Origin of the sequence: Albibacillus kandeliae (assembly GCF_003116585.1) — a bacterium.
Taxonomy (GTDB): domain Bacteria; phylum Pseudomonadota; class Alphaproteobacteria; order Rhodobacterales; family Rhodobacteraceae; genus Albibacillus; species Albibacillus kandeliae.
Window position 1 is genome coordinate 81,648 of the sequence record NZ_QEHM01000009.1, and the last position, 22,044, is coordinate 103,691.

Below are 22,044 nucleotides of genomic sequence, written 5' to 3' on the forward strand. Positions count from 1 at the left end.
CTGCATGACACGCGCGCTGGTCACCGGTGCGGGCAAGCGGCTTGGTCGCGCTATGGCGCTCTACCTCGCCGGGCGTGGGTTCCACGTGGCCGTGCACTACTCCGGTTCGGCCGAGGCCGCCGAAGAGGTGGCGGCAGAGATCACGGCGCTGGGCCGCCGGGCGGTGACGCTCAAGGCTGATTTTCTTGTCGAGGACGAGGTCGCCGGACTGCTGACGCGCGCGCTCCAAGCGCTGGGCGGGCCGATCACCTGCCTCGTCAACAACGCCTCGATCTTCGAGTACGACTCGGTCCGGAGCGCGACGCGCGAGAGCTGGGACCGGCATCTCGAGAGCAACCTGCGCGCACCCTTCGTCCTGACACAGGCGATGGCGGGGCAGGGCCTGACCGCCTCCGAGAACGCGCAGGGAGAGCCGGTGGCATCCGGCCTGATCGTGAACATGATCGACCAGCGGGTGCGCAAGCTCACGCCCGAGTTCATGAGCTACACCATCGCCAAGATGGGGCTCTGGGCGATGACGCGGACCACCGCGCAGGCGCTTGCCCCGGCGATCCGGGTGAACGCCATCGGCCCGGGCCCGACCCTGCGCGGCAGCCGCCAGAGCGAGGAGCATTTTGCCGCGCAAAGGGCCGCGACGATCCTCGAACGCGGGGCCGACATGCAGGATATCACCGCTGCGCTGGGCTACTTCCTCGACGCTCCGGCGGTCACCGGACAGCTGCTCTGCGTCGACGGCGGGCAGCATCTCGGCTGGCAAACCCCGGATATTCTCGGCCTCGAGTAGGGACCGGCGCGGCCGTTTCACGGTGGCAGATGCATGCTGCTGGCAAGCGCTTGATTCCGTAGTCGAATGACGGAGTCACATGGCTGCAGGCGCCTGCATCGAGAAGTTTTGCACTGGTCGCAAACCCGTTACCAAGACGTTACAAAATATTCTTTAGATTCATTGTGTTGGTAAGATAATAAAAATTTTACGCCTAGATTCAGATAGTTACAATGGTGCCTAAAAAACAGTCAATTCAGCGAACCAGCCCTGAAACAAGGAAAATTTGCAGGTGCCCAAAAGATATCGGCAGACTTATCCACATAATCCGTGGATTTGTTTGCGCTTGAAACAAAACCGCCAAGATTGCAGGCGGAGCCAGAGAATCATATCTCTGTAGCATGAGCGAGCACATCCAAGACTCCGACATCGCGGCACAGGCGACGGCCCTCCGGGGCTATGCCTGCATCCAGTCCTATCTCAAGACGCTGGGCAGCGCGCCGGGGGTATACCGCATGCTCGACCCGCAGGCGCGGGTGCTCTACGTCGGCAAGGCGCGCAACCTCAAGGCGCGGGTCTCGAACTACTCGCGACCGGGCAATCACAGCCCCCGGATCGAGCGGATGATCCGCGAGACGGCGTCGATGATGTTCCTGACGACCCGGACCGAAACCGAGGCGCTGCTGCTCGAACAGAACCTGATCAAGCAACTCAAGCCCAAGTACAACGTGCTGTTACGGGACGACAAAAGCTTCCCCAACATCCTCGTCTCCAAGGCGCACGAGTTTCCGCAGATCAAGAAGCATCGCGGCGCGCGCAAGGAGAAGGGCGACTACTTCGGCCCCTTCGCCAGCGCGGGGGCGGTCAACCGGACGCTGAACCAGCTGCAAAAGGCCTTCCTGCTGCGGAACTGCTCGGACTCGATGTTCGAGAGCCGCACCCGGCCGTGCCTGCTCTACCAGATCAAGCGCTGTTCGGCGCCCTGCGTCGGCGAGATCGACAAGGCGGGCTACGCCGAAGCCGTTGCCGACGCCGAGCGCTTCCTCTCCGGGCGGTCGACCAAGGTGCAGGAGGATCTGGCGCACCAGATGGCCGAGGCGTCCGAGGCGATGGAGTTCGAGCGGGCCGCCGCCCTGCGCGACAGGATCCGCGCGCTGACGCAGGTGCAGAGCACCCAGGGCATCAACCCGCGCGGCGTGACCGAGGCGGACGTGATCGCTCTGCACATGGACAGCGGGCAGGCCTGTGTTCAGGTCTTCTTCATCCGCGCCAACCAGAACTGGGGCAACAAGGACTTCTATCCCCGAGTCGGCGCCGATGTCTCGGCAGCCGAGGTGATGGAAGCCTTCCTCGGGCAGTTCTACGACAACAAGGAACCGCCGCGTCAGGTGATCCTGTCGGACGAGATCGAGAACACCGACCTGATGACCGAGGCGCTGAGCCAGAAGGCCAACCGCAAGGTCGAGATCCTTGTGCCGCAGCGCGGGGAAAAGGCCGAACTGGTCTCTGGCGCGATGCGCAACGCCCGCGAAAGCCTCGCGCGCCGCATGTCCGAGAGCGCGACCCAGGCCAAGCTGCTGGGCGGCCTCGCCGATGCCTTCGGACTGGAAGGCCCGCCGGACCGGATCGAGGTCTATGACAACTCGCACATCATGGGCACCAACGCGGTCGGCGCCATGATCGTCGCGGGGCCTGACGGGTTCATGAAGAGCCAGTACCGCAAGTTCAACATTCGGGGCGAGGAGCTTACGCCCGGGGACGACTTCGGCATGATGAAGGAGGTCCTGACCCGCCGCTTCTCGCGCCTGCTGAAAGAGGACCCGGACCGTGACAATGGCATGTGGCCGGACTTGCTGCTGATCGATGGCGGCGCCGGGCAGGTCAGCGCGGTTGCCGAGATCATGGAGGAACACGGGGTCGAGGACATCCCGATGGTCGGCGTCGCCAAGGGCGTCGACCGGGACGCCGGCAAGGAAGAGTTCCACCGTCCGGGCCAGCGCCCCTTTGCGCTGCGCCACAACGACCCGGTGCTCTACTTCGTCCAGCGCCTGCGCGACGAGGCCCACCGCTTTGCCATCGGCACCCACCGCGCCAAGCGGGCCAAGTCGATGGGGGCCAACCCGCTGGACGAGGTGCCCGGCGTCGGCGCCACCCGCAAACGGGCACTGCTGGCGCATTTCGGTTCGGCCAAGGCGGTCTCGCGCGCCGATCTCGCCGACCTCAAGGCGGTGGATGGCATCTCGGACACGCTGGCCGAAACCATATACGGGTACTTCCACGAGAAGGGCTGAGCCTGTGTGATCCGCATCCCAGACCGGGCTGTCCCGACGTGGTACATTGACCGCGAATTCGGGAACCCGTGGCTTGGAGGAAACCACATGCCTGCATCACTGACCTACGCATCGCCGCGCTTTGCGACGTACAAGACCAAGGGCAAGACGCTCAAGGAAGTCTGGGATTCGATCGTGAAAACCGGACCGGTCGACCCCAACGACAACAAGCACGTCGCCTTTCTGACGACGACCGAGGTCACTTTCGACCCCGACCGCGCCAGCTTTACCGGCGACGGCAAGATCAAGGTCGAGAAGCGCACCGGCTGGTTCGAGGCCAAATGCAAGATCAAGTCGATGAACGTGATCCTGATGAGCTATGTCGACTGCCCCAACATGAGCGTGTCGGGCCTGTCAAAGACCGCGACGAAGGAATGGCGCCGGTTCTACGAAAAGGCTCGCAGCCACGAGATGGAGCACGTCAAGAAGGCCGTCGCCGAGTGCGAGAAGATGGTCAAGGAACTGAACGCGATGCGCGGCACGGGGCTGGGCGAGACCGAGACCGACGCCCGCAACTTTGCCATCGACGATCTCAAGACCAAGATGTTCGAGAAGTTCGGCGGCAGTGCGATGGATGATCGTCTGAACAAGATCCACGGCGCCTTCGACAAGTCGACCAAGCACGGCGAGAAGGCCGGGGCAAAGCTGAATACCTCGATCGAGTAACGCGGCAGGGGTTGAATTTTCCGCCCCGGAAGCGACAGATAACGGCGCCTAAGGCGTTTAACTTCATGTCGTCGCAAGCCGGGTCACCGAAGTATTGATGAAGAGTCCGTTTCAAGCACCCGGCCGGATGGCCGACCGCCTGCAAGGGCCGACCTATTGCGCGACACCTCTCGCATTCCCAGTTGGGGTTTGTCTGTCCGGTCCGAATGTGGCCGGTCCGGCAAACCCTTTCGCGCATCCGCTTTCCAATGCCGCGCCTTGGCTGTAGGACATCCTCATGAAATGGACCTTGCCCAACATCCTGACAACGCTCCGGCTTTTGGCGGCGCCGGGGCTCGCTGTCATGTTCCTGTACTTCAACAGGCCCTGGGCGGACTGGTTCGCGCTGATCCTGTTCCTCGGGGCGGCGATCACCGACTGGTTCGACGGCTACCTCGCACGTAGCTGGAAGCAGGAAACCAAGCTTGGCGCCATGCTGGACCCCATCGCCGACAAGGCGATGGTGGTGATCGCGCTGATGGTGATCGTGGGCTATTCCTCGATGTCGCCGTGGCTGGTGCTGCCGACCACCGTGATTCTCTTCCGCGAGGTCTTTGTCACCGGCCTGCGCGAGTTCCTTGGCGATACCGCGGGCACGCTGAAGGTGACGAAGCTCGCCAAGTGGAAGACGACGTTCCAGATGGTGGCCATCGCCGTGCTCTTCGCGCAGGGGATCTTCGAACACTATCTCGGGATGTCGGCCTTCGGGCTCGATTCCGCGACCTTCGAGCGTGTCATCAGCGGCGAGGCCGCCGATCCGCTGGGGCTGCGCTGGAAACTGGCCGGGATGGAATGGAGCGGGCGCGCGGGGCTCTGGCTGCTCTGGGTCGCGGCGAGCCTTACGCTGATCACCGGGTTTGATTATTTTCGCAAGGCGCTACCCTTTCTCAGGGAGGGAAACTGATGGACGTGCTTTACTTCGCCTGGGTGCGTGAACGGATCGGGCTCCCCAAGGAACGGGTCGAGACCGGGGCCGCGACGGTGTCTGAACTGGTCGAGGAACTGAGCGCCCGCGAGGAGCGCTACGCGGCGGCCTTCGCCGATATCTCCGCGCTGCGCGTCGCGCTCGATCAGGAACTCAGCGATTTCGACGCGCCGCTTGCGGGCGTGCGCGAGGTGGCCTTCTTTCCGCCGATGACCGGGGGCTGAGATGCGCATCGCCGTGCAGGAGCAGCCCTTCGATCTCGGCGCCGAATCCGACGTCTTCGCCGCGGCCGCCACGGGCATGGGTGCGGTCGTGACCTTTACCGGGGTGGTTCGCGACGTCGATGGCGGGCTGGAGGCCATGGAGATCGAGCACTATCCGGGCATGACCGAGAGCGCGATCCGCAAGATCGCCGAGGACGCCCGGGACCGCTGGTCGCTGGGCGACGTCCTCGTGATTCACCGCTACGGGCGTCTGGCACCGGGCGAACGCATCATGATGGTCGCCACCGCTGCGCCGCACCGCAAGGACGCGTTCGAGGCGGCGGAATTCCTCATGGATTACCTGAAATCGCGCGCGCCCTTCTGGAAGAAGGAAATCACCCGAGCCGGCGAAGGCTGGGTGGCTGCCCGCTGCGAGGACGAGGACGCGCTGAAGCGCTGGTAGCCCCCGGGGCAGGGCGCTCGCATTCCGATAGGATCAGCTGGAGATCAGGCGCGGCCGCGTTGCAGCCGGGAGCGCAGTTCCTCTGCCTCGTGCCGCGCGTCGCGCAGCCCGTCCATCGCGGCCCGCAGTTCGGCCTCGGTCTGGCTCAGCCGGTTCGACAGTTCGGATTCGCGGTGCTGGAGATAGGTGATCGCCTGGTCGCGGGTCTCCTCGGCCTCGTGCAGCTCATGGCTCATCCGGTCCAACTCGTCGACGTCCTTGGCGCTGACGCGGGTAAAGCGGTGGATCAGCCAGTTGGCGAACCAGCCCAGGGCAAAGGCGACGAACAGGATGACCGCCGTCGTGATGATGAACTCAGTTCTGTTCATTGGTCGTCTCTTCCTCTTCCGCGCCGGGTTCGCCGTCGCCGCTGCCCTCGTCTCCGGAGGCCTCATCGGTGGCCGCTTCCTCGTCCACGGCTTCCTCGCCCTGTCCGGCGTCGTCTTCCGTGCTCTCTGCGCCGCTGGTGCTCTGCTGCGCCACCGATTCCAGTGTCGTCGGGATCTCTTTCGAGGTGCCCGGCTGGATCAGGCGGAACTCGATGCGTCGGTTGGCCTCGCGGCCTTCCTCGGTGTCGTTCTCCGCGATCGGAACCGACTCGCCATAGCCCTTGGCGGTATAGGTCGAGGTCAGCACGCGGCGCGATCTCAATTCGTTCAGCACGGTCTGTGCGCGATCCTGGCTCAGCGCTTGGTTCATCGACTCGCGGCCCTGGCTGTCGGTATGGCCCTGGATTTCCAGCCGGATTTCGCCGCAGTCCGACAGGATCGTGGCGATGGCGTTCATGGTGTCGAGAGACGAGGCCGCGATGGTGGCCGAACCCGGTTCGAAGGTGATCTTGCCGGTCGAGCGCTGCACCTCGGCGATCTGGGATTCGCACATCTCCGGGGTCATGGGCTCGTCCGCAGGCGGCGGAGGCGCCTCGTAGGTGATGTCCAGCGAATAGGACTTGGCGTCGCCAAGACGGTCCGAGAGGAAGCCCGCGATAGTGGCCTGTGCGTCCTCGTCGTGGCTGATGCCGCGCACGGTGATCACCTCGGGCGTGACGCTGACGACGCCGTTGGACAGGCGCGACAGGGCCTCGATGCCCGACAGCACCCGGATGGGCCAGTCGGCGGGCAGGTCCTCGGCTGTCCGGGCGGCCGAGTAGACGCTGGAGGAGCCGAACCGCGCCTTGGCGTAGGCGTCGGCCATGCGCTGCATGGTCTCGTCGTTCAGGCGTCCGCGCAGTTGGACCAGCCCCTCGGGGCTGAGCGTCGCGGTAAACTCGGGCGGGCCCGCGTTGTTCTGGCCCTCGGCCACCGGAAGGACGGCGTGCAGGGCAAAGACGCGGGGCAGGGCGGCCTGCAGTTCGCCGACCACGCGGTCGAAGGTGGCAGACGGGGTGCCCTCGGCGGCAACCAGCGTGATGTCGGCATCCGCGAAGGTGATCGAGCCCTTGCCGATCTCTGCCAGCTTGCTGATCCCCAGCGCTGCCGCCTCGGCCCATTTCGGCGAGGGAACGCCAAGGCCAAGGACGCAGCTTGCCCCGCCGTTGCCGCCCGCCGCGTTGGCGGCTGCGAGGATACGGGCGCGGGCCTGCTCGGTATCGGCCGAGCACGCGTCAAAGCGCGCACCGTTGTCGTCGATCAGGTAGCGCAGGGTGAAGGGCGTAATTACCGGGCGCGGCGCGGTGATGTCGAGCCGTACGATCAGCCCGCCGGGAACGGCCTTTTTCAGGGTGTTTTCCAGCCGCCGCTTGGCATCGGGGCTATCGGCGATGGCGGTCACTTCCACCCGTCCGGCCTCGACCGAGACCTTCGAGCGGGGCAGCTTGTCGAGCGCGAAGGCGGTGAACTTGACGGCTTCGTTCCAACCCTCGGGCACCGGGTAGTCGGCCGCGTCCAGCAGGTCGCTGACCTGCGCGATATCCGAGAGTTGGTCGACCAGACCGGCGCGGTCCATGCCGCGGGGCACAAGGCCGATCAGGGAGATGCCGCTGGCGTTGCGCAGGATCTCGGCGGAGAAGCGGGGCGGGTTCAGGTCGTTGGACGGTGCGGTGTCCATCGCGTCGATGACGCGCGAGGGGTCGACGAGCGTGCGTGCGGTGGAGCCGGCCGAGAAGCGCGCGGCCTCTGTCGGGGCGGTACCGCTCAGAACGACGCGCAGACCGTCGGCGCGGACCTGGGTCCAGTCGTGTCCCTTGTCGGTCATCGCCTCACGTATTGCCCGCTCGGTCGTGTCCTCGACGGCAGTTGCCAGGAACCCGGCGGCGATCACGCAAACGGCGGCTCCTGCGATGAAGCTCAGAGCCACGATAACGGCGGAAGGTAGGCGCATGAGAGGTTAGGGGCCTCGTTCGGCTGTCGGATCTGGTCCGTATTAGCGGCGCTGCCGCCCGTGTTCAATCAGGCGAGCAGGGCGGCGACGAAGAATATAAGCGGAATGAAGCCGGTATCGCGGTTGGCGCGGAACAGGCGCAGCATCTTGGAATCGTCCTCGGGATCGAAGCCGCGCAGCTGCCAGGCCATGTGCCAGCCCATCGCCCAGGGCCCGGCCAGCGCCAGCACCAGCGCGAGGATCGAGGCATTCGGCTGAAGGGCGAGGATGATCGCCACCGCCATCAGTCCCACGCAGATCACGAGAAAATACTTCAGGTAGGTCGGAGAGTTCTCGCCGAAAAGCCGGGCGGTGGACTTCACGCCGATCAGCGCGTCGTCCTCGGTGTCCTGATGCGCATAGATGGTGTCGTAGAACAGCGTCCATGCGATCCCGGCGACGTAGAGGATCACCGGGGGCCAGCCGAGGCTGCCGCTGTGGGCGGTCCAGGCCAGCATCGCGCCCCAGTTGAAGGCGAGCCCGAGAAAGACCTGCGGCCACCAGGTGAACCGCTTAGCAAAGGGGTAGATCGTCACCGGCAGCAGCGACAGCACACCAAGGGCGATGGTCGCGCGGTTGAACGTCAGCAGGATACAGAGCGCGATGAGACACTGGATGACCATCCAGACCAGCGCCTGCCGGACGCTGACCGCGCCAGAGGGAATCGGGCGCGACCGGGTGCGCGCGACCTTGCCGTCGATGTCCCGGTCGGTGATGTCGTTCCAGGTACAGCCCGCGCCACGCATCAGCCAGGCGCCGAGGCCGCAGCCGATGAAGATCCACAGATCCTCCCAGCGCGGGTCCTGTCCGGCCAGCATGGCAAGCGTCAGCCCCCACCAGCAGGGCAGCAGCAGCAGCCATGTCCCGATGGGCCGGTCCGCGCGCGCCAGCCGCAGGTAGGGGCGGGTCGCGGCGGGTGCGTAGGCATCGACCCAGTTGTCTTGCGGGGCATCTGCGACCTGACCATCTGGCGCCGGGGCTTTGGCTTGCATATATCCGTTCCATGACTGCGAAGATCAGGCTCTGTGTAGATCACCCTCTGGGGCAGGGGCAAACGGTTCCTTTGAGCCGCGAGCAGGCGCATTACCTGTTCGGGGTGATGCGGCTGACCGAGGGGGCGCACCTCCTGCTGTTCAACGGGCAGGACGGCGAATGGCTTGCCGAGGTCTCGGACGCGGGCAAGCGGGGCGGCAGCCTTGCCGTGCTGGAACAGACCGCGCCGCTGCGCTCGCCGCCCGACCTCTGGCTGCTGTTCGCCCCGGTCAAGAAGGCCCGGACCGACTTCATCGTCGAGAAGGCCGTCGAACTGGGCGCCGCGCGGATCGTTCCCGTGCAGACCGATTTCACCAATTCCGAACGGGTGCGGCAGGACCGTCTGCAGGCCAACGCGGTCGAGGCGGCCGAGCAATGTGGAGCCACCGTCGTGCCCGAGGTGGCCGACCTGCACCGGCTCGACCGTTTGCTTGCCGACTGGCCCGAGGGGCGGCAGCTGCTGTTCTGCGACGAGGGCGCCGCCGGGTCTGACGCGCTGGCGTCCCTGTTCGAGGCCGAGCGCGGAACCGGCGGCTGGGCCATCCTTATCGGTCCCGAGGGCGGGTTTTCCGAGGCGGAGCGCAAGCGGCTCTCGGCCCTGCCGTTTGCCCGGACCATCGGGCTCGGCCCCCGCATCCTGCGCGCCGAGACTGCCGCGGTTGCCGCGCTGACGCTCTGGCAGGCGCATCTGGGAGACTGGCGATGAGCTTTATCCGACCAGCGGCCCGCGTGGCCCTCTACCGCTGGCGCGAGGCGCTGACCGGCGTGGTGATCGCGTTGGTAGGGTTGTCGTGGATCACCGGCCCTCGCGGCCTGCTGGGCCTCGTCGGCTGGGGCGTCTTCGTCCTCGGCATCGCGCTCGTCGTCATCGGTGTCCAGCGCGCCCGCTTCCGCAGCAGCAGCAACGGCCCCGGCGTCGTCACCGTCGACGAAGGGCAGATCACCTATTTCGGCCCGCTGACCGGCGGTGCCGTCGCGGCGCGCGAACTGGAGCGTCTCACCCTTGATCCGACAGCCCGTCCGGCGCACTGGGTGCTGACCCAGCCGGGGCAGCCGCCGCTGCAGATTCCGATCAACGCAGCGGGGTCCGATGCCCTGTTCGACGTCTTCTCGACCCTGCCGGGCCTGAAGACCGAGCGCATGCTGGCGCAACTGCAGGGAAAATCGTCTCACCCTGTCGTGATCTGGGAGCGGACACCGATGCGTCCGACGAACCAAAGGCTGCATTGACACCCCGGCCAAATCCCCTCACTTCTGGCCGCCAAGATCTTCAGGAACGGAGCGCCTCCCCATGTCCATCCCCCAGTCCGGCGGCGGACCGATCGAACGGCACGAACAACTGGCCGAATACCTCGCCTCCGGCTGCAAGCCCAAGTCGGATTGGCGCATCGGTACCGAGCACGAGAAGTTCGGCTACTGCAAGGATACGCTCCAGCCCATTCCCTACGAAGGCAAGCGATCGGTTCTGGCGGTGCTGGAAGGGCTGCGCGATGTCCACGGCTGGTCGCCCGTCACGGAATCCGGCAAGCTCATCGGTCTGACCAAGAACGGCGCCAACGTTTCTCTTGAGCCGGGCGGTCAACTCGAACTCTCCGGTGCGCCGGTGGAAACGATCCACGAGACCTGCGACGAGGTGAACGATCACCTGCGCGAGGTGAAGGACGTGGCCGACAAGGTCGGCGTCGGCTTCATCGGGCTCGGGGCCGCGCCGGTCTGGTCGCACGACGACATGCCGATGATGCCCAAGGGCCGTTACAAGCTGATGGACGGCTACATGCAGAAGGTCGGCACCATGGGCCGCACCATGATGCGCCGGACCTGCACCGTGCAGGTGAACCTCGACTTCTCCTCGGAGAAGGACATGGTCCAGAAGATGCGCGTCGCCATCGCCCTTCAGCCGGTCGCCACTGCGCTCTTTGCCAATTCGCCTTTCTTCGAAGGCAAGCCCAACGGGATGAAGTCCTGGCGCAGCCGGGTCTGGCGCGACCTCGACGCCGACCGGACCGGCATGGTGCCCTTCGTCTTCGAGAAGGGTTTCGGCTTCGAGCGCTGGGTGGAATACGCCCTCGATGTGCCGATGTACTTCGTCTACCGCGACGGTCGTTACATCAACGCGCTGGGCCAGTCCTTCCGCGATTTCATGAACGGCGATCTCCCGGCGCTGCCGGGCGAGACCCCGACGCTGAGCGACTGGGCGGACCACCTGACCACGCTCTTCCCCGAAGCACGGGTGAAGAAGTTCATCGAGATGCGCGGGGCCGATGGCGGCCCGTGGCGCCGACTCTGCGCGCTGCCAGCCTTCTGGGTCGGCCTGATGTACGACCAATCCTCGCTCGACGCGGCATGGGACCTCGTCAAGCGCTGGGACGCACCGACGCGCGAGGCCCTGCGGGTCGCGGCCTCGGAGCAGGCGCTTCAGGCCAAGGTCAACGGCATCGACATGCACGAGCTTGCCCGCGAGGTGGTCGCGATCTCCGAAGCGGGTCTCAAGGCCCGTGCGCGACAGGGGGCCGGCGGCATGGTCCCGGACGAGACCCATTTCCTGAACGCCCTGAAAGAGAGCCTCGACACCGGCAAGGTTCCCGCCGACGAGCTGCTCGACCACTACAACGGCGACTGGAACGGCGACCTGAGCCGCATCTACGGCCAATACAGCTACTGATTTGCGCCTACGGGTTGTGGCGCCACGGTGCCACAACCGGAAAGAGTTTACCGCGCCGCGGGCTCACCCGCAGGATCCTCTTGTCCGAATAGGGGCTTATGCGTCAGCATCTGCTCATTTGCGACAGGAGGAACTTTCTATGCGCGATTTCTTTATCAGCTCGTTCGAGAAACTGGTGGCAGTCATCGTCATCCTTATGGGGATCATGGTTGTCATCGGCGCACTCGGTCTCATGTTCTCGGGTCAGCCCGGCGGCTTCATCTCCGCGATCGGCCTGCTGATCGGGGGCGCTCTCTACGTGATCCTCACGGGCGGGATGCTCTACATGGTTCTGGGCATCTACCACAACACCAAGCGCACCGCCGAGGCACTGGAACGGCGCTGAGCCTGTAACAACGGGCGGAACCGGGCACTGACCCGGTTCCGCCCATGAAACTGGTCTATTGGCGTCAGTCCCGGACACTCGTGTCAGGGCCGCCTTGCGGTCTTTCCGTGACTTTACCTGATCGCCAGACCTGAAAGGACTACTTCGCGCCGATCTTCGGTTCGGTCCCGGCCTTGATCCGCGCGATGTTGGCGCTGTGCCGCCAGTAGACGAGCAGGGTCAGGAGGATGCCAAGCAGCGCGGTCTGGCCATAGCCGAGGAAGAAGGCCCAGATCGTGGAACTGGCCGCAGCGACGAGGGCGCTCAGCGAGGAAATCCGCGTGATCAGGGCGCTCACCAACCATGTCGCGCAGCAGGCCAGCCCCACGGGCCATGCCAGCGCCAGCCAGACCCCGAGGAAGGTGGCGACGCCCTTGCCGCCCTTGAAGCCGAGCCAGACCGGGAAGCAGTGGCCGAGGAAGGCGAAGAAGGCCGCGACCTGCGCGGCGTCCTCGCCTGATACCGCCCGGGCCAGCAGGACCGCGATCACGCCCTTCAGCGCGTCGAAGACCAGCGTCAGCGCGGCCGCCTTGCGGTTGCCGGTGCGCAGAACGTTGGTGGCGCCGATGTTGCCCGACCCGATGCTGCGCAGGTCGCCAAGGTTCATGACACGGGCGATGATCATGCCCGAGGCGATCGAGCCGAGGCCATAGCCGACGACGGCCCAGAGCAGCAGCATCGGAAGGGAAGTGTCGAAGGTCGGCATCAGTCTCTCCGGAATACGGCCTCGCCGGCCACGTAGGTCGCCAGCACCTTGCCCTGCATCCGGGCCCCATCGAAAGGGGTGTTCTGCGATTTCGAGTGCAGAGTGTAGCGATCGAGCACGAAGGGCGTATCCGGATCGAACAGCACGAGGTCGGCGGACGCGCCGGCAGTGAGCCGGCCGGCCGAAAGGCCAAGGCGCCGGGCCGGGTTCAGCGACATCGCGCGGAACAGTTGCGGCAGGCTCAGCTGGCCGGAGTGATAGAGGCGCATCGCGGCGGGCAACAGCGTCTCCAGCGCCACCGCGCCGCTCGCGGCCTCCTCGAAGGGGCGGCGCTTGCTTTCCTCGTCCTGGGGTGTGTGCATCGAGCAGATCACGTCGATCAGCCCCGAGGCCACGGCCTCGATCACCGCCTGCCGGTCGTCCTCCGAGCGCAGCGGCGGCTTGACCTTGAAGAAGGTGCGGTAGTCGGCCACGTCGAATTCGTTCAGCGTCAGATGGTGGATCGAAACCCCCGCCGTGATGTCGAGGCCGTTGGCCTTGGCCCGCTCCAGCGCCGGTAGGGCGCGGGCAGTGGTGATCTGGTCGGCGTGGTAGCGCGCGCCGGTCATCTCGATCAGCGCGATGTCACGGTCAAGGCCCATGCGCTCGGCCATCGGCGAAACCGCCGGAAGGCCGCGCAGCGAGGCGAATTTGCCCGAGGTGGCGGCGGCACCTGCGGAGAGGCCCGGCTCCTGCGGGTGGGCGATGACCAGCGCGCCGCAGCTGCGCGCGTAGGTCAGCGCGCGGGAAAACACCTTGGTGTCGCGCACCACGTGGTCGCAATCAGTAAAGGCGACCGCGCCCGCGTCCATGAGAAAGCCGATTTCGGTCATCTCGCGGCCTTCGCGGCCCTTGGTCAGCGCCGCCATCGGCAGCACGTGCACGGGACCCGCCGCATTGGCGCGGCGGCGGACGAATTCCAGCACCTCGGGCGTGTCGATGGAGGGCATGGTGTCGGGCCGGGTCGCCATGGTGGTGACGCCCCCCGCCGCGGCGGCGAGGCCCGCCGAGCGATAGCTCTCCTTGTGGCGCTCGCCCGGTTCGCAGACCTTCACGCCGATATCGACGATCCCGGGGGCCAGACACTTGCCGCGGCAGTCCACGACTTCGACCGTGGCGCGGTCGAGCCCTTCGGTGGCCAGCAGCGCGGCGCCGTCCGGACCGGTGCCGAGGATGAGCCCGTCGCGGACCAGCAGCGCACCGATGTCCTCGGTCCCGGCCTCCGGGTCGATCAGGCGGGCATTGTCAAACAGCGTGGTCATTGGGTCGGGTCCTTGCGGGAATGGCGCTGACCGCCTGCGCACGGCGCAGGGCGGCGATGGTGGCGGCGGGGTCCGCCTGGTACTTGATCAGGTGCTTGTCGCCGGCCTGTGTGATGACCTGCACAAAGCTGCCGAGCGTGCGGGTCCGTTCGATCTGGCAGAGCGGGACGTGACGGTCGCCGGGCCCCAGCAACTCGTCGCCCCGGATCTCCCAGACGGCCTGCAGTTCCTCGGCGGCAAGAAACCAGCCGCGAAAGGCGATGGCGGCCAGCCCGGCCACGGCACCGGCCCAGACGTTGGGGTCGCCGATCACCCAGAGGGCGCCCATCGCTCCCGCCATGGCCACGGCAGCCACCTTGAGATGGCTGTTGAAGTAGGCCGCGTTGTCGGCCCGGAACCGCAGGGGAGGGGCGCTCACCATATCAGCACTCCGACGACCAGCAGGATCAGGACCATGAACACCGCGAAGAGCGCGCCACCGATGCGGCGCGCCTCGGCGCGGGCCTGTCGGGGCGGCACCTTGCCGGTGCGGGGCAGGGCGCTCTCGGCGGTAAGCGTGCCGCCGCTCCAGTCGGTGCCCGGTTGCCCGTAAGTGGCGACCAGCTCGACCTTGGGTGAGGGGTGCAGGTGCTGCCCGCCTTCGCCAAAGGCCCGGCTGAGCACCACCATCGCGTGCCCGTCCAGCGCCTTTAGCCGGTCGAGGTCGGGCGCGATCTCGGTCTCGGGGACGCCGCAGCCGTCCGTCAGGTAGCCTGTCAGACCGAGGTCATCGAGGTCGGATATGCGGATGATGTCGACATGGGCTGGGTCGATCGCCGCGACGCCAAGTATGTCGGCTATCGCTGCGGGTTCTTCCCGCAGGAACCGCACCTGCTCGCGCGGCATGTCGAGCGAGAACAGGCGCACGACGTGCGACTCGCCCTTGGGTATGACCTCCTGGGCGGTCACGCGGCGCTCCGTTCCCTCAGGTTGCGGGCCAGCAGGTCCATGGCGGCCATGCGGACGGCCACCCCCATCTCGACCTGGTCCTGGATCACCGACCGGTTGATGTCGTCGGCGATGGTGCCGTCGATCTCGACGCCCCGGTTCATCGGCCCCGGGTGCATCACGATGGCGTCGGGCGCAGCCTTGGCCAGCTTCTCGGCGTCCAGACCGTAGCGGTGGTAGTACTCGCGCTCCGAGGGGATGAAGCCGCCGTCCATCCGTTCCTTCTGGAGGCGCAGCATCATCACCACATCGACGTCCTTCAGACCCTCGTTCATGTCCTCGTAGACCTCGACGCCGAACTCGCCGATGCCCGAGGGCATCAGGGTCGGGGGGCCGATCAGGCGGATGCGGTTCTCCATCTTGCCCAGCAGCAGGATGTTGGAGCGGGCCACGCGCGAATGCGCGATGTCGCCGCAGATCGCCACGTTCAGGCGGTGCAGGCGACCCTTGGCCCGGCGGATCGTCAGCGCGTCCAGCAAAGCCTGCGTCGGGTGTTCATGCTTGCCGTCGCCCGCGTTCAGCACGGCGCAGTTCACCTTCTGCGCCAGCAGGTCCACCGCCCCCGAGGACGGATGCCGCACGACCAGCAGATCGGGGTGCATCGCGTTCAGCGTCATCGCGGTGTCGATCAGCGTCTCGCCCTTCTTCACGCTCGAGGTCTGCATCGACATGTTCATCACGTCCGCGCCCAGCCGCTTGCCCGCCAGTTCGAAGCTGGCCTGCGTGCGGGTCGAGTTCTCGAAGAACATGTTGATCTGGGTCAGGCCGGCCAGCGCGTCGGAATGCTTGTTCGGCCTCCGGTTCAACTCGGCATAGGTATCGGCGAGATCGAGGATCGTCACGATATCTGTCGGGGCGAGATGTTCGATTCCCAGAAGATGGCGATGGGAAAAGCTCATGGGGCACCTCGTCGGAAATTGCCTGCTTATTACACCAGTTCGGCTCGTCTTCAACCCGCGCCTTGGGGCCGGGGGCGTTGTGCTGTCACTCCAGCGGGTCCGCGCTGTCGGATGCCTCATCCGTCCGCGCTCTCGGGCGCACCTCGGGCACGCACTCCGCATCCACGCTGCACATGTTGCCGGGCGCACAGTAACGGCCTTTGCCGCAGTCCACCGCCGCGCGGGGAATGCAGCCGCCGCCCTCGGAGCAGCGAAACCCCGGCTGGCAGAGCGCGCCGCTCTCGCAGCGCGTCGGCTCGGTCGGCGGCAGGCAGCTGTCGGAGCCGTCGACGCAGAGCGGCCCCTTGCGGTCCTGCGCCCTGAGGGTGGGCCGGGTTCGTTCGACCGAGGGAAACTTGATCTCGGGCACCTCGACCGGCGGCAGGGTCACGGGCGGGGTGGGGGCGATCACGCGCGGCTCGGGCGGTTTCCGCAGGATGTCGCGCACGCCGCCGGGCTTGAACAGGTTATCGGAACTGCCCCGGTCCAGCAGGTTCGGCTGGGGTTTCAGGCCGGGCAGGGTGGTCTGCGCCACGCCCATCTGCGCGAAAGCCAGCGCCATCGCGACCCACAGGACGAAAGCCACCGCGCCCCGACTCGCGTGGCGATGGCAGTGCGTGGTTTCGTCCGGCTGTGTCATCCCTCCAAGAGTTGGCTCTGGAAAGCCTCTTGTCCAGAACCTAGGCTGCGCAAAGCATGGAATCAGCACTCGAATTTCACACGGCACTGGCCTGGCTCGAATGGCAGGTCGACCTCGGCGCGGACGAGGCGATCTGCGACGCGCCGCTGAACCGTTACGAATTGCCCGAAACCTCGCCCACCAAGGCCGCGAAGGCGTCGATGGCGATGCCCGTGCCGGTGGCCGAGCCCGAGGTCGACCCAGTGGCCGAGGCCAAAGCCGCGGCGAAGAGCGCCGGCTCGCTCGACGCGCTGCGCGCCGCGATGGAGTCCTTCGATCACTGCGATCTCAAGAAGGGTGCCCGCAACACCGTCTTCTGCGACGGCGTGGCCGGGGCGCGGCTGATGGTGATCGGCGAGGCGCCGGGCCGCGACGAGGACCGCGAGGGCCGTCCATTCGTCGGACGTGCAGGGCAGCTGCTCGACCGGATGCTGGGCGCCATCGACCTCAGCCGCAGCGAGAGCGTCTACATCACCAACGTCCTGCCGTGGCGGCCGCCGCAGAACCGCGAGCCCAAGCCCGAAGAGATCGCGATGATGAAGCCGTTCCTCGCGCGCCACGTCGAACTGGCCGCGCCCGACGTCATCGTCCTGATGGGCAACGTCAGCTGCGAGGCGGTGCTGGGCAAGCGCGGCATCACGCGCCTCAGGGGGAACTGGACACAGGCCTGGAACCGTCCGGTCCTGCCGATGTTCCACCCGGCCTACCTGCTGCGGCAGCCCGCCGAAAAGCGCAGGGCCTGGGCTGACCTCCTCGAACTGCGCGCCAAGCTGAATGACGTCCACTGAGCGACGGCTGATACCCCCGGAACCCTCCAGATGAAGATACTCGCCTTTTCCGACCTCCACCTTTCGCGCGACAAGGCCAGCGCGCTCGTCGCGGCCAGTGGCGAGGCCGATCTCGTGATCGGCGCCGGAGATTTCTGCAACATGCGGCAGAGGCTGGACGAGGCTATGGCGCTCTTCGCCGGGGTCGAGGCCCCGATGCTGCTGGTGCCGGGTAACGCCGAGAGCGAGGACGAGCTTCGTGCGGCCGCTCTCCCCGGAATGCAGGTGCTGCACGGCGGGGCCGCCGAGATCGGGGGGCTGCGGTTCTTCGGCCTTGGCAACGCGGTGCCCGAGACACCGTTCGGCCAGTGGTCCTGCGATCTGAGCGAGGATGACGCCGAGCGCATGTTGGCGGACTGCGAGAGCACCGACATCCTCGTGCTGCATTCGCCGCCGCATGGGCTGGCGGATGTTACGTCCCAAGGTGTCTCGCTCGGCTCGCACGCCATCCGCGCCGCCATCGAACGGATCCAGCCAAGGCTTGCCCTCTGCGGTCATATCCACGATTGCTGGGGCGTGCGGGGCCGGATCGGTGCGACCGAGGTGGTCAACCTTGGCCCCGTCCCCAACTGGTTCGAGATCACGCCATGATTGATCCCTTCGTCCTGCTTGCCTTCATCCCGGCGGCCCTCGCCCTCAACCTCACCCCGGGGGCCGACATGATGTTCTGCCTTGGGCAGGGGCTGCGCTCGGGCGGTCGCGCGGCACTGGCCGCCAGCGCCGGTATCTCGGCCGGGTCGCTGGTGCATGTCACCGTCGCCGGGCTTGGCCTTGGCGCCGCGATGCAGGCGATGCCCTGGCTGTTCGACGTGATCCGCTGGGTCGGCGTGGCCTACCTGCTGTACCTCGCCTGGGGCGCGTTCCGTGCACAGGCCGAGGCGGACGAGACCCTGCCGATCGCGCCCCGCCGCGCATTCCGCTCGGGGTTCTTCGTCAACCTCTCGAACCCCAAGGTGATCCTCTTCGTCCTCGCCTTCATTCCGCAATTCGTGGACCCCGCCCACGCGGTGCTGCCGCAGTTCCTGATCTTCGGTCTGGTGCTGGCCATCGGCGGCTTCGTCATCAACGGGCTGGTCGGCCTCTTCGCCGGTGGCGCCGGGCGCCGCCTTGCCTCCTCCGGCCCCGCGCGCACTTGGCTGGGCCGGATCAGCGGTGTGATTTTCGCGGGCCTCGCGCTGCGGCTCGCCTTTCTCGAAAGGGCCTCCTGATGTCACGGATCGACGAGAGCCGCGAGTTCATCCCCGTCCGTATCGCGGTGCTGACCGTCTCGGACACCCGGTCGCTGGAGGAGGACCGTTCGGGTCAGGTGCTGGTCGACCGCATCGAGGCCGCCGGGCACCTGCTGGCCGATCGCAAGATCCTGCCGGACGAACGGGCCGAGATCGCGGCGCAGTTGCGGGCCTGGGTCGCCGACCCGGAGATCGACGTGGTCATCTCGACCGGCGGCACCGGCCTGACCGGGCGCGATGTAACGGTCGAGGCGCACCGCGATGTCTACGAGAAGGAGATCGACGCCTTCGGCACGGTCTTCACCATCGTTTCGATGAACAAGATCGGGACCAGCGCGGTACAGTCGCGCGCCACGGGCGGCGTGGCGGGCGGTACCTACCTCTTCGCGCTGCCCGGCAGCCCCGGTGCCTGCAAGGACGCCTGGGACGAGATCCTCTCGCTCCAGCTCGATTTCCGGCACCGGCCCTGCAACTTCGTCGAGATCTCCCCGCGCCTCGACGAGCACAAGCGCCGCAAGTAGCCGTCTATCGCGCCACGCCCCGGCCAGCGCGGGCGAGGTGCAGCACCTCGGCGACCCGATCGCTCATCGGCAGGTGCCCTGCCTCGACCTCGTCAAACGCCACCCATCGCGCCTCGGCCACATCGTCGGCGGCAGAGGGCGTGCCCTCGACATAGTCGCAGGCCACGGCGGCGAGCAGGAAATGGATACCCGTGCCGCCCGCCTCGTCGCCGATCAGAATGTCGATGTTGGTCAGGTAGTCGCGCGGCCTTGCAATCACGCCGGTCTCTTCCTGCAATTCCCGCGCCGCCGCGTCGAGGGCTGTTTCGCCCCATTCCACATGCCCGCCCGGATAGCCCCAGAGCCCGGCGTCAGGCGGGTTCCTGCGCCGCGCCAGCAGGACGTGATCGTTGTGAAGGACGACGGCAATCGCGCCGAGACGTGGAACGGGTGTCATGGCCCGATCAGGAGGCGGTGCAGCCCCGGATGTCAACCGCGTGCTTCGTCCCGAGGACGGTGAATCGGATGGCCGACCGGTCGAGGCCGATCGGGCTGCCATCGACCGAGGTCAGATCTGCCGAGGCGGTCAGCACGTCGCCCTGCCGGTGGGATTCGGCCTCCGATGCCCAGACCTCCGGCACGCCGGGCTCGATCACCACCAGTTCGGTGCCGCCGGTCGGGGGCAGGGCGAAGGTCACCGTCAGCCGCAGGCCGCCGTCGCCGGGCCGCAGGGCGCAACTTGCCGAGCGCAGTCCCGCCTCCTTGGCCGACAGCGGGCGTTCTGCCAGCGCTGCCGCGATCAGGGGATTGTGGCCCGCGCCGGTGTCGAGGTCGCGGTCGAAGCGCAGCGTCGCGGGAACACAGATATCGCTGCATACACCCAGCTCGACCTCGCCCTTCAGGCGGATCTTGTCCCCCTTGTCGCGCGGCGTGATCTCGATGGGCAGGACGAGGCTGTGCTTGTAGCCGATGCTGCGCAATCCGCCCTGATCGAAGACGATGGGCGTCGGCCATGTCAGGTTCGTCGCAGCGACGTTGCGCGATCCGCGCCAGGTGAACTCGGGTGGGATGCCCGCATCGCCCGGCGCGCGCCAATAGGTCTTCCAGCCATCGGCAAGGGTGAAGGACAGGGCCGCAAGGTAGGTGCCGCGCGCGGTCATGCCGCCCTCGAGGACCTCGACCTGCACCAGTTCGGCTGTCTGGGCCTGCGCCCATGCCGCCGGTACGGGGGCAAGCAGGGCAACGGCCGCGATGGCTGCGTGGAATACGTTCATGCGAACTTGTTGCGCAACTCGCGCCGGAAAGCCAAGTCACGTTGCGGTCAACGCAGGTTACAGCCGTCCGGGTGGTGCCGAGCTATCCCTTGCGGTCCGGCCCGTCGCGGCCCATGTTGAACTCATGCGCGCTGCGGACCGAAAGACAAGGAGCTCCGACCTGCGATGGATCTGACCGGAAAACTTCTGATCTCGATGCCCGGAATGGGAGATCTGCGGTTCGAGCATTCGGTCGTGTACCTCTGCAACCACGATGCCAACGGGGCGATGGGCCTGATCGTGAACAAGCCCGCCTCGGACGTGCGGATCAGCGATCTGCTGACCCAGCTCGAAATCACCCCGAAAGTCGCCGAGGACGAGGATGCGCCGGTTTATTTCGGCGGTCCCGTGGAGGGCGCGCGCGGATTCGTGCTGCACAGCACCGAGAGCCCGGCCTCGCCGCAGTCCCTGAGCGTGGGCGAGGGGTTCTGCATGACCGCCACGCTCGACATCCTCGAACAGATCGCCGCGGGCACCGGCCCGAAGAAGCTGCTGATGATGCTCGGCTATGCCGGTTGGGGACCGGGGCAGCTTGAATCCGAGATCGCGATGAACGGCTGGCTCACCGCCGAGGCCGACGAACACCTGGTCTACGACCTCGAGGACGAACAGAAATGGGGGGCGGCGCTGGCCTCGCTGGGCGTCGATCCGCTGTCGCTCTCGGCCAGCGCGGGCCGCGCCTGAGATCAGTCGCGCGGCGCGGCGGCGCGGCGAAGCCGGTCGTTGATCGCAACGCCGAGCCCACGGTTCGGCACCGGGGCGACCGCAATCGGCAGGGCGCGCGCGTCGAGGGCGTGCAGGTGGCCGAAGAGGTTGGCCGCAGCCTCTCTGAGGTCCCCGCTCTCGGACAGGTTCAGATCGGCCTTCATCGGTCCGAACCCGAGGTAGAGTTCGCCCTCGTTAGGTGCCTCAGCATTCAGCCGGACCTGCGCGGCGGGGGCATAATGCGATGTCATCTGGCCCGGCGCGGTCAGCGGACCGCCCTCGGTCAGACCCTGCAGGGGTTCGCCCAGCATCGCCTCGATCGCTTCGGCGGGCAGCCCGCCGGGACGCAGCAGTGTGGGCACCGGGGCAAGGCCCAGAATGGTGGATTCCACCCCGACCGGGGTCGGCCCGTCATCGACGACAGCGGCAATACGATCCCCAAGCCCGGCGAGGACGTGACCCGCCGTGGTCGAACTGATACGACCGGACGGATTGGCCGAAGGCGCCGCGACCGGGCCACCGAAGGCCGCGAGGAGGGCATGCGCCGTCGGATGCTCGGGCACCCGCACCGCCAGCGTGTCGAGTCCGGCGGTGACCAGCGGCGAGATCCCGTGCCCCTCGCGCAACGGCAATACCAGCGTCAGCGGACCGGGCCAGAAGGCTCCGGCCAGCCGGTCGGCCAGATCGGACCATTCGACATAGCGGCGCGCGGCCTCGACATCGGCCACATGCACGATCAGCGGATTGAAGCTCGGCCGCCCCTTGGCCTCGTAGATCCCGGCCACCGCCGTTCCGTTACGCGCATCGGCACCCAGCCCGTAAACCGTCTCGGTCGGGAAGGCGACCAGCCCGCCTTCGGCAAGCAGCGCGGCGGCCCGTGCCAGCCCGGTGCTGTCTGGCGAAAGGATTTCGGCGGTCGGTGCTGTCATGGCGTGACGCGGCGTTCCGGTTGCTT

General features: G+C 66.8%; 27 protein-coding genes. 15 read left to right on the forward strand and 12 right to left on the reverse strand.

The genetic code is table 11. The annotated features are described in order from the left end of the window. Positions 1 to 4: 4 nt before the first annotated feature. The 6 genes from DDT93_RS19950 to DDT93_RS19975 all read left to right on the forward strand — a co-directional run bounded on the left by DDT93_RS19950 (position 5) and on the right by DDT93_RS19975 (position 5,389). The gene (locus DDT93_RS19950) at positions 5 to 784 is read left to right on the forward strand and encodes an SDR family oxidoreductase (protein ID WP_109467653.1); all 780 of its coding nucleotides are present in this window, start codon (positions 5 to 7) and stop codon (positions 782 to 784) included. 380 nt (positions 785 to 1,164) lie between these two features. Then, positions 1,165 to 3,054 carry an excinuclease ABC subunit UvrC gene (uvrC, locus tag DDT93_RS19955; protein ID WP_109467654.1) on the forward strand — a complete coding sequence of 630 codons (1,890 nt, stop codon included), beginning with the start codon at positions 1,165 to 1,167 and terminating at the stop codon, positions 3,052 to 3,054. An 87-nt stretch (positions 3,055 to 3,141) separates the two neighbouring features. Continuing rightward, on the forward strand, positions 3,142 to 3,759 hold the full coding sequence (locus tag DDT93_RS19960; RefSeq protein WP_109467655.1) for a DUF922 domain-containing protein: 618 nt from the start codon (positions 3,142 to 3,144) through the stop codon (positions 3,757 to 3,759). Positions 3,760 to 4,036: 277 nt separating this feature from the next. Beyond that, positions 4,037 to 4,702 (forward strand): CDP-diacylglycerol--glycerol-3-phosphate 3-phosphatidyltransferase, encoded by a 666-nt coding sequence (gene pgsA / locus DDT93_RS19965; protein ID WP_109467656.1) that lies wholly within the window; start codon positions 4,037 to 4,039, stop codon positions 4,700 to 4,702. Beyond that, a complete protein-coding gene (moaD, locus tag DDT93_RS19970; RefSeq protein WP_109467657.1) occupies positions 4,702 to 4,947 on the forward strand; it encodes a molybdopterin converting factor subunit 1 in 246 nt (81 codons plus the stop codon). The genes pgsA and moaD overlap by 1 nt, the downstream gene beginning before the upstream one ends. 1 nt (position 4,948) lies before the next feature. Beyond that, positions 4,949 to 5,389 (forward strand): molybdenum cofactor biosynthesis protein MoaE, encoded by a 441-nt coding sequence (locus tag DDT93_RS19975; RefSeq protein WP_109467658.1) that lies wholly within the window; start codon positions 4,949 to 4,951, stop codon positions 5,387 to 5,389. Between the two features lie 44 nt (positions 5,390 to 5,433). Here DDT93_RS19975 and DDT93_RS19980 read toward each other — a convergent pair whose 3' ends face one another. The 3 genes from DDT93_RS19980 to ubiA all read right to left on the reverse strand — a co-directional run bounded on the left by DDT93_RS19980 (position 5,434) and on the right by ubiA (position 8,778). After that, positions 5,434 to 5,757, reverse strand: coding sequence for a hypothetical protein (locus DDT93_RS19980; protein WP_109467659.1), 324 nt, complete (start codon positions 5,755 to 5,757; stop codon positions 5,434 to 5,436). Further along, the gene (locus DDT93_RS19985) at positions 5,744 to 7,747 is read right to left on the reverse strand and encodes an OmpA family protein (RefSeq protein WP_109467660.1); all 2,004 of its coding nucleotides are present in this window, start codon (positions 7,745 to 7,747) and stop codon (positions 5,744 to 5,746) included. Before DDT93_RS19985 ends, DDT93_RS19980 begins: the two co-directional genes overlap by 14 nt. A 68-nt stretch (positions 7,748 to 7,815) precedes the next feature. Beyond that, on the reverse strand, positions 7,816 to 8,778 hold the full coding sequence (gene ubiA / locus DDT93_RS19990) for a 4-hydroxybenzoate octaprenyltransferase (RefSeq protein WP_109467661.1): 963 nt from the start codon (positions 8,776 to 8,778) through the stop codon (positions 7,816 to 7,818). A gap of 11 nt (positions 8,779 to 8,789) precedes the next feature. Between ubiA and DDT93_RS19995 the strand changes: the two genes are divergently transcribed. The 4 genes from DDT93_RS19995 (at position 8,790) to DDT93_RS20010 (ending at position 11,865) form a co-directional block, all read left to right on the forward strand. Then, the gene (locus DDT93_RS19995) at positions 8,790 to 9,524 is read left to right on the forward strand and encodes a 16S rRNA (uracil(1498)-N(3))-methyltransferase (RefSeq protein WP_109467662.1); all 735 of its coding nucleotides are present in this window, start codon (positions 8,790 to 8,792) and stop codon (positions 9,522 to 9,524) included. Beyond that, entirely contained in the window at positions 9,521 to 10,048 is a 528-nt protein-coding gene (locus DDT93_RS20000) for a hypothetical protein (RefSeq protein ID WP_109467663.1), read from the forward strand. Before DDT93_RS19995 ends, DDT93_RS20000 begins: the two co-directional genes overlap by 4 nt. Positions 10,049 to 10,109: 61 nt before the next feature. After that, the gene (locus DDT93_RS20005) at positions 10,110 to 11,480 is read left to right on the forward strand and encodes a glutamate--cysteine ligase (RefSeq protein WP_109467664.1); all 1,371 of its coding nucleotides are present in this window, start codon (positions 10,110 to 10,112) and stop codon (positions 11,478 to 11,480) included. A 139-nt stretch (positions 11,481 to 11,619) separates the two neighbouring features. Further along, positions 11,620 to 11,865 carry a hypothetical protein gene (locus DDT93_RS20010; RefSeq protein WP_109467665.1) on the forward strand — a complete coding sequence of 82 codons (246 nt, stop codon included), beginning with the start codon at positions 11,620 to 11,622 and terminating at the stop codon, positions 11,863 to 11,865. 139 nt (positions 11,866 to 12,004) lie between these two features. Here DDT93_RS20010 and plsY read toward each other — a convergent pair whose 3' ends face one another. From plsY to DDT93_RS20040, 6 genes are all read right to left on the reverse strand, one after another. Next, positions 12,005 to 12,610, reverse strand: coding sequence for a glycerol-3-phosphate 1-O-acyltransferase PlsY (gene plsY / locus DDT93_RS20015; RefSeq protein WP_109467666.1), 606 nt, complete (start codon positions 12,608 to 12,610; stop codon positions 12,005 to 12,007). After that, positions 12,610 to 13,911 (reverse strand): dihydroorotase, encoded by a 1,302-nt coding sequence (pyrC, locus tag DDT93_RS20020; RefSeq protein ID WP_109467667.1) that lies wholly within the window; start codon positions 13,909 to 13,911, stop codon positions 12,610 to 12,612. Before pyrC ends, plsY begins: the two co-directional genes overlap by 1 nt. Then, a complete protein-coding gene (locus tag DDT93_RS20025; RefSeq protein WP_232825514.1) occupies positions 13,895 to 14,329 on the reverse strand; it encodes a hypothetical protein in 435 nt (144 codons plus the stop codon). The genes pyrC and DDT93_RS20025 overlap by 17 nt, the downstream gene beginning before the upstream one ends. After that, positions 14,326 to 14,859: a hypothetical protein gene (locus DDT93_RS20030; protein WP_109467669.1), complete on the reverse strand. Its 534-nt coding sequence runs from the start codon at positions 14,857 to 14,859 to the stop codon at positions 14,326 to 14,328. Before DDT93_RS20030 ends, DDT93_RS20025 begins: the two co-directional genes overlap by 4 nt. Further along, a complete protein-coding gene (locus DDT93_RS20035; protein WP_109467670.1) occupies positions 14,856 to 15,797 on the reverse strand; it encodes an aspartate carbamoyltransferase catalytic subunit in 942 nt (313 codons plus the stop codon). The genes DDT93_RS20030 and DDT93_RS20035 overlap by 4 nt, the downstream gene beginning before the upstream one ends. An 85-nt stretch (positions 15,798 to 15,882) precedes the next feature. Further along, on the reverse strand, positions 15,883 to 16,476 hold the full coding sequence (locus DDT93_RS20040) for a hypothetical protein (RefSeq protein WP_109467671.1): 594 nt from the start codon (positions 16,474 to 16,476) through the stop codon (positions 15,883 to 15,885). A gap of 56 nt (positions 16,477 to 16,532) precedes the next feature. Between DDT93_RS20040 and DDT93_RS20045 the strand changes: the two genes are divergently transcribed. From DDT93_RS20045 to moaB, 4 genes are read left to right on the forward strand one after another with little or no spacing between them, the layout of a single operon-like run. Beyond that, positions 16,533 to 17,303, forward strand: coding sequence for a uracil-DNA glycosylase (locus DDT93_RS20045; protein ID WP_109467672.1), 771 nt, complete (start codon positions 16,533 to 16,535; stop codon positions 17,301 to 17,303). 30 nt (positions 17,304 to 17,333) lie between these two features. After that, positions 17,334 to 17,933: a metallophosphoesterase family protein gene (locus DDT93_RS20050; protein ID WP_109467673.1), complete on the forward strand. Its 600-nt coding sequence runs from the start codon at positions 17,334 to 17,336 to the stop codon at positions 17,931 to 17,933. Next, complete coding sequence (locus DDT93_RS20055; protein ID WP_109467674.1) at positions 17,930 to 18,550, forward strand: LysE family translocator; 621 nt, start codon at positions 17,930 to 17,932, stop codon at positions 18,548 to 18,550. Before DDT93_RS20050 ends, DDT93_RS20055 begins: the two co-directional genes overlap by 4 nt. Beyond that, positions 18,550 to 19,092, forward strand: coding sequence for a molybdenum cofactor biosynthesis protein B (gene moaB / locus DDT93_RS20060; RefSeq protein WP_109467675.1), 543 nt, complete (start codon positions 18,550 to 18,552; stop codon positions 19,090 to 19,092). The genes DDT93_RS20055 and moaB overlap by 1 nt, the downstream gene beginning before the upstream one ends. Before the next feature lie 4 nt (positions 19,093 to 19,096). On the opposite strand, the gene DDT93_RS20065 is transcribed toward moaB, so the two are convergent. Further along, positions 19,097 to 19,528: an NUDIX hydrolase gene (locus tag DDT93_RS20065; RefSeq protein ID WP_109467676.1), complete on the reverse strand. Its 432-nt coding sequence runs from the start codon at positions 19,526 to 19,528 to the stop codon at positions 19,097 to 19,099. Positions 19,529 to 19,535: 7 nt separating this feature from the next. Beyond that, positions 19,536 to 20,345 (reverse strand): protein-disulfide reductase DsbD domain-containing protein, encoded by an 810-nt coding sequence (locus tag DDT93_RS20070; RefSeq protein WP_109467677.1) that lies wholly within the window; start codon positions 20,343 to 20,345, stop codon positions 19,536 to 19,538. A 165-nt stretch (positions 20,346 to 20,510) separates the two neighbouring features. Between DDT93_RS20070 and DDT93_RS20075 the strand changes: the two genes are divergently transcribed. Continuing rightward, positions 20,511 to 21,068 (forward strand): YqgE/AlgH family protein, encoded by a 558-nt coding sequence (locus tag DDT93_RS20075; protein ID WP_109467678.1) that lies wholly within the window; start codon positions 20,511 to 20,513, stop codon positions 21,066 to 21,068. Positions 21,069 to 21,070: 2 nt separating this feature from the next. Here the strand turns inward: DDT93_RS20075 and DDT93_RS20080 are convergent, their stop codons facing one another. Further along, positions 21,071 to 22,018 (reverse strand): L-threonylcarbamoyladenylate synthase, encoded by a 948-nt coding sequence (locus DDT93_RS20080; RefSeq protein ID WP_109467679.1) that lies wholly within the window; start codon positions 22,016 to 22,018, stop codon positions 21,071 to 21,073. Positions 22,019 to 22,044 lie beyond the last annotated feature (26 nt).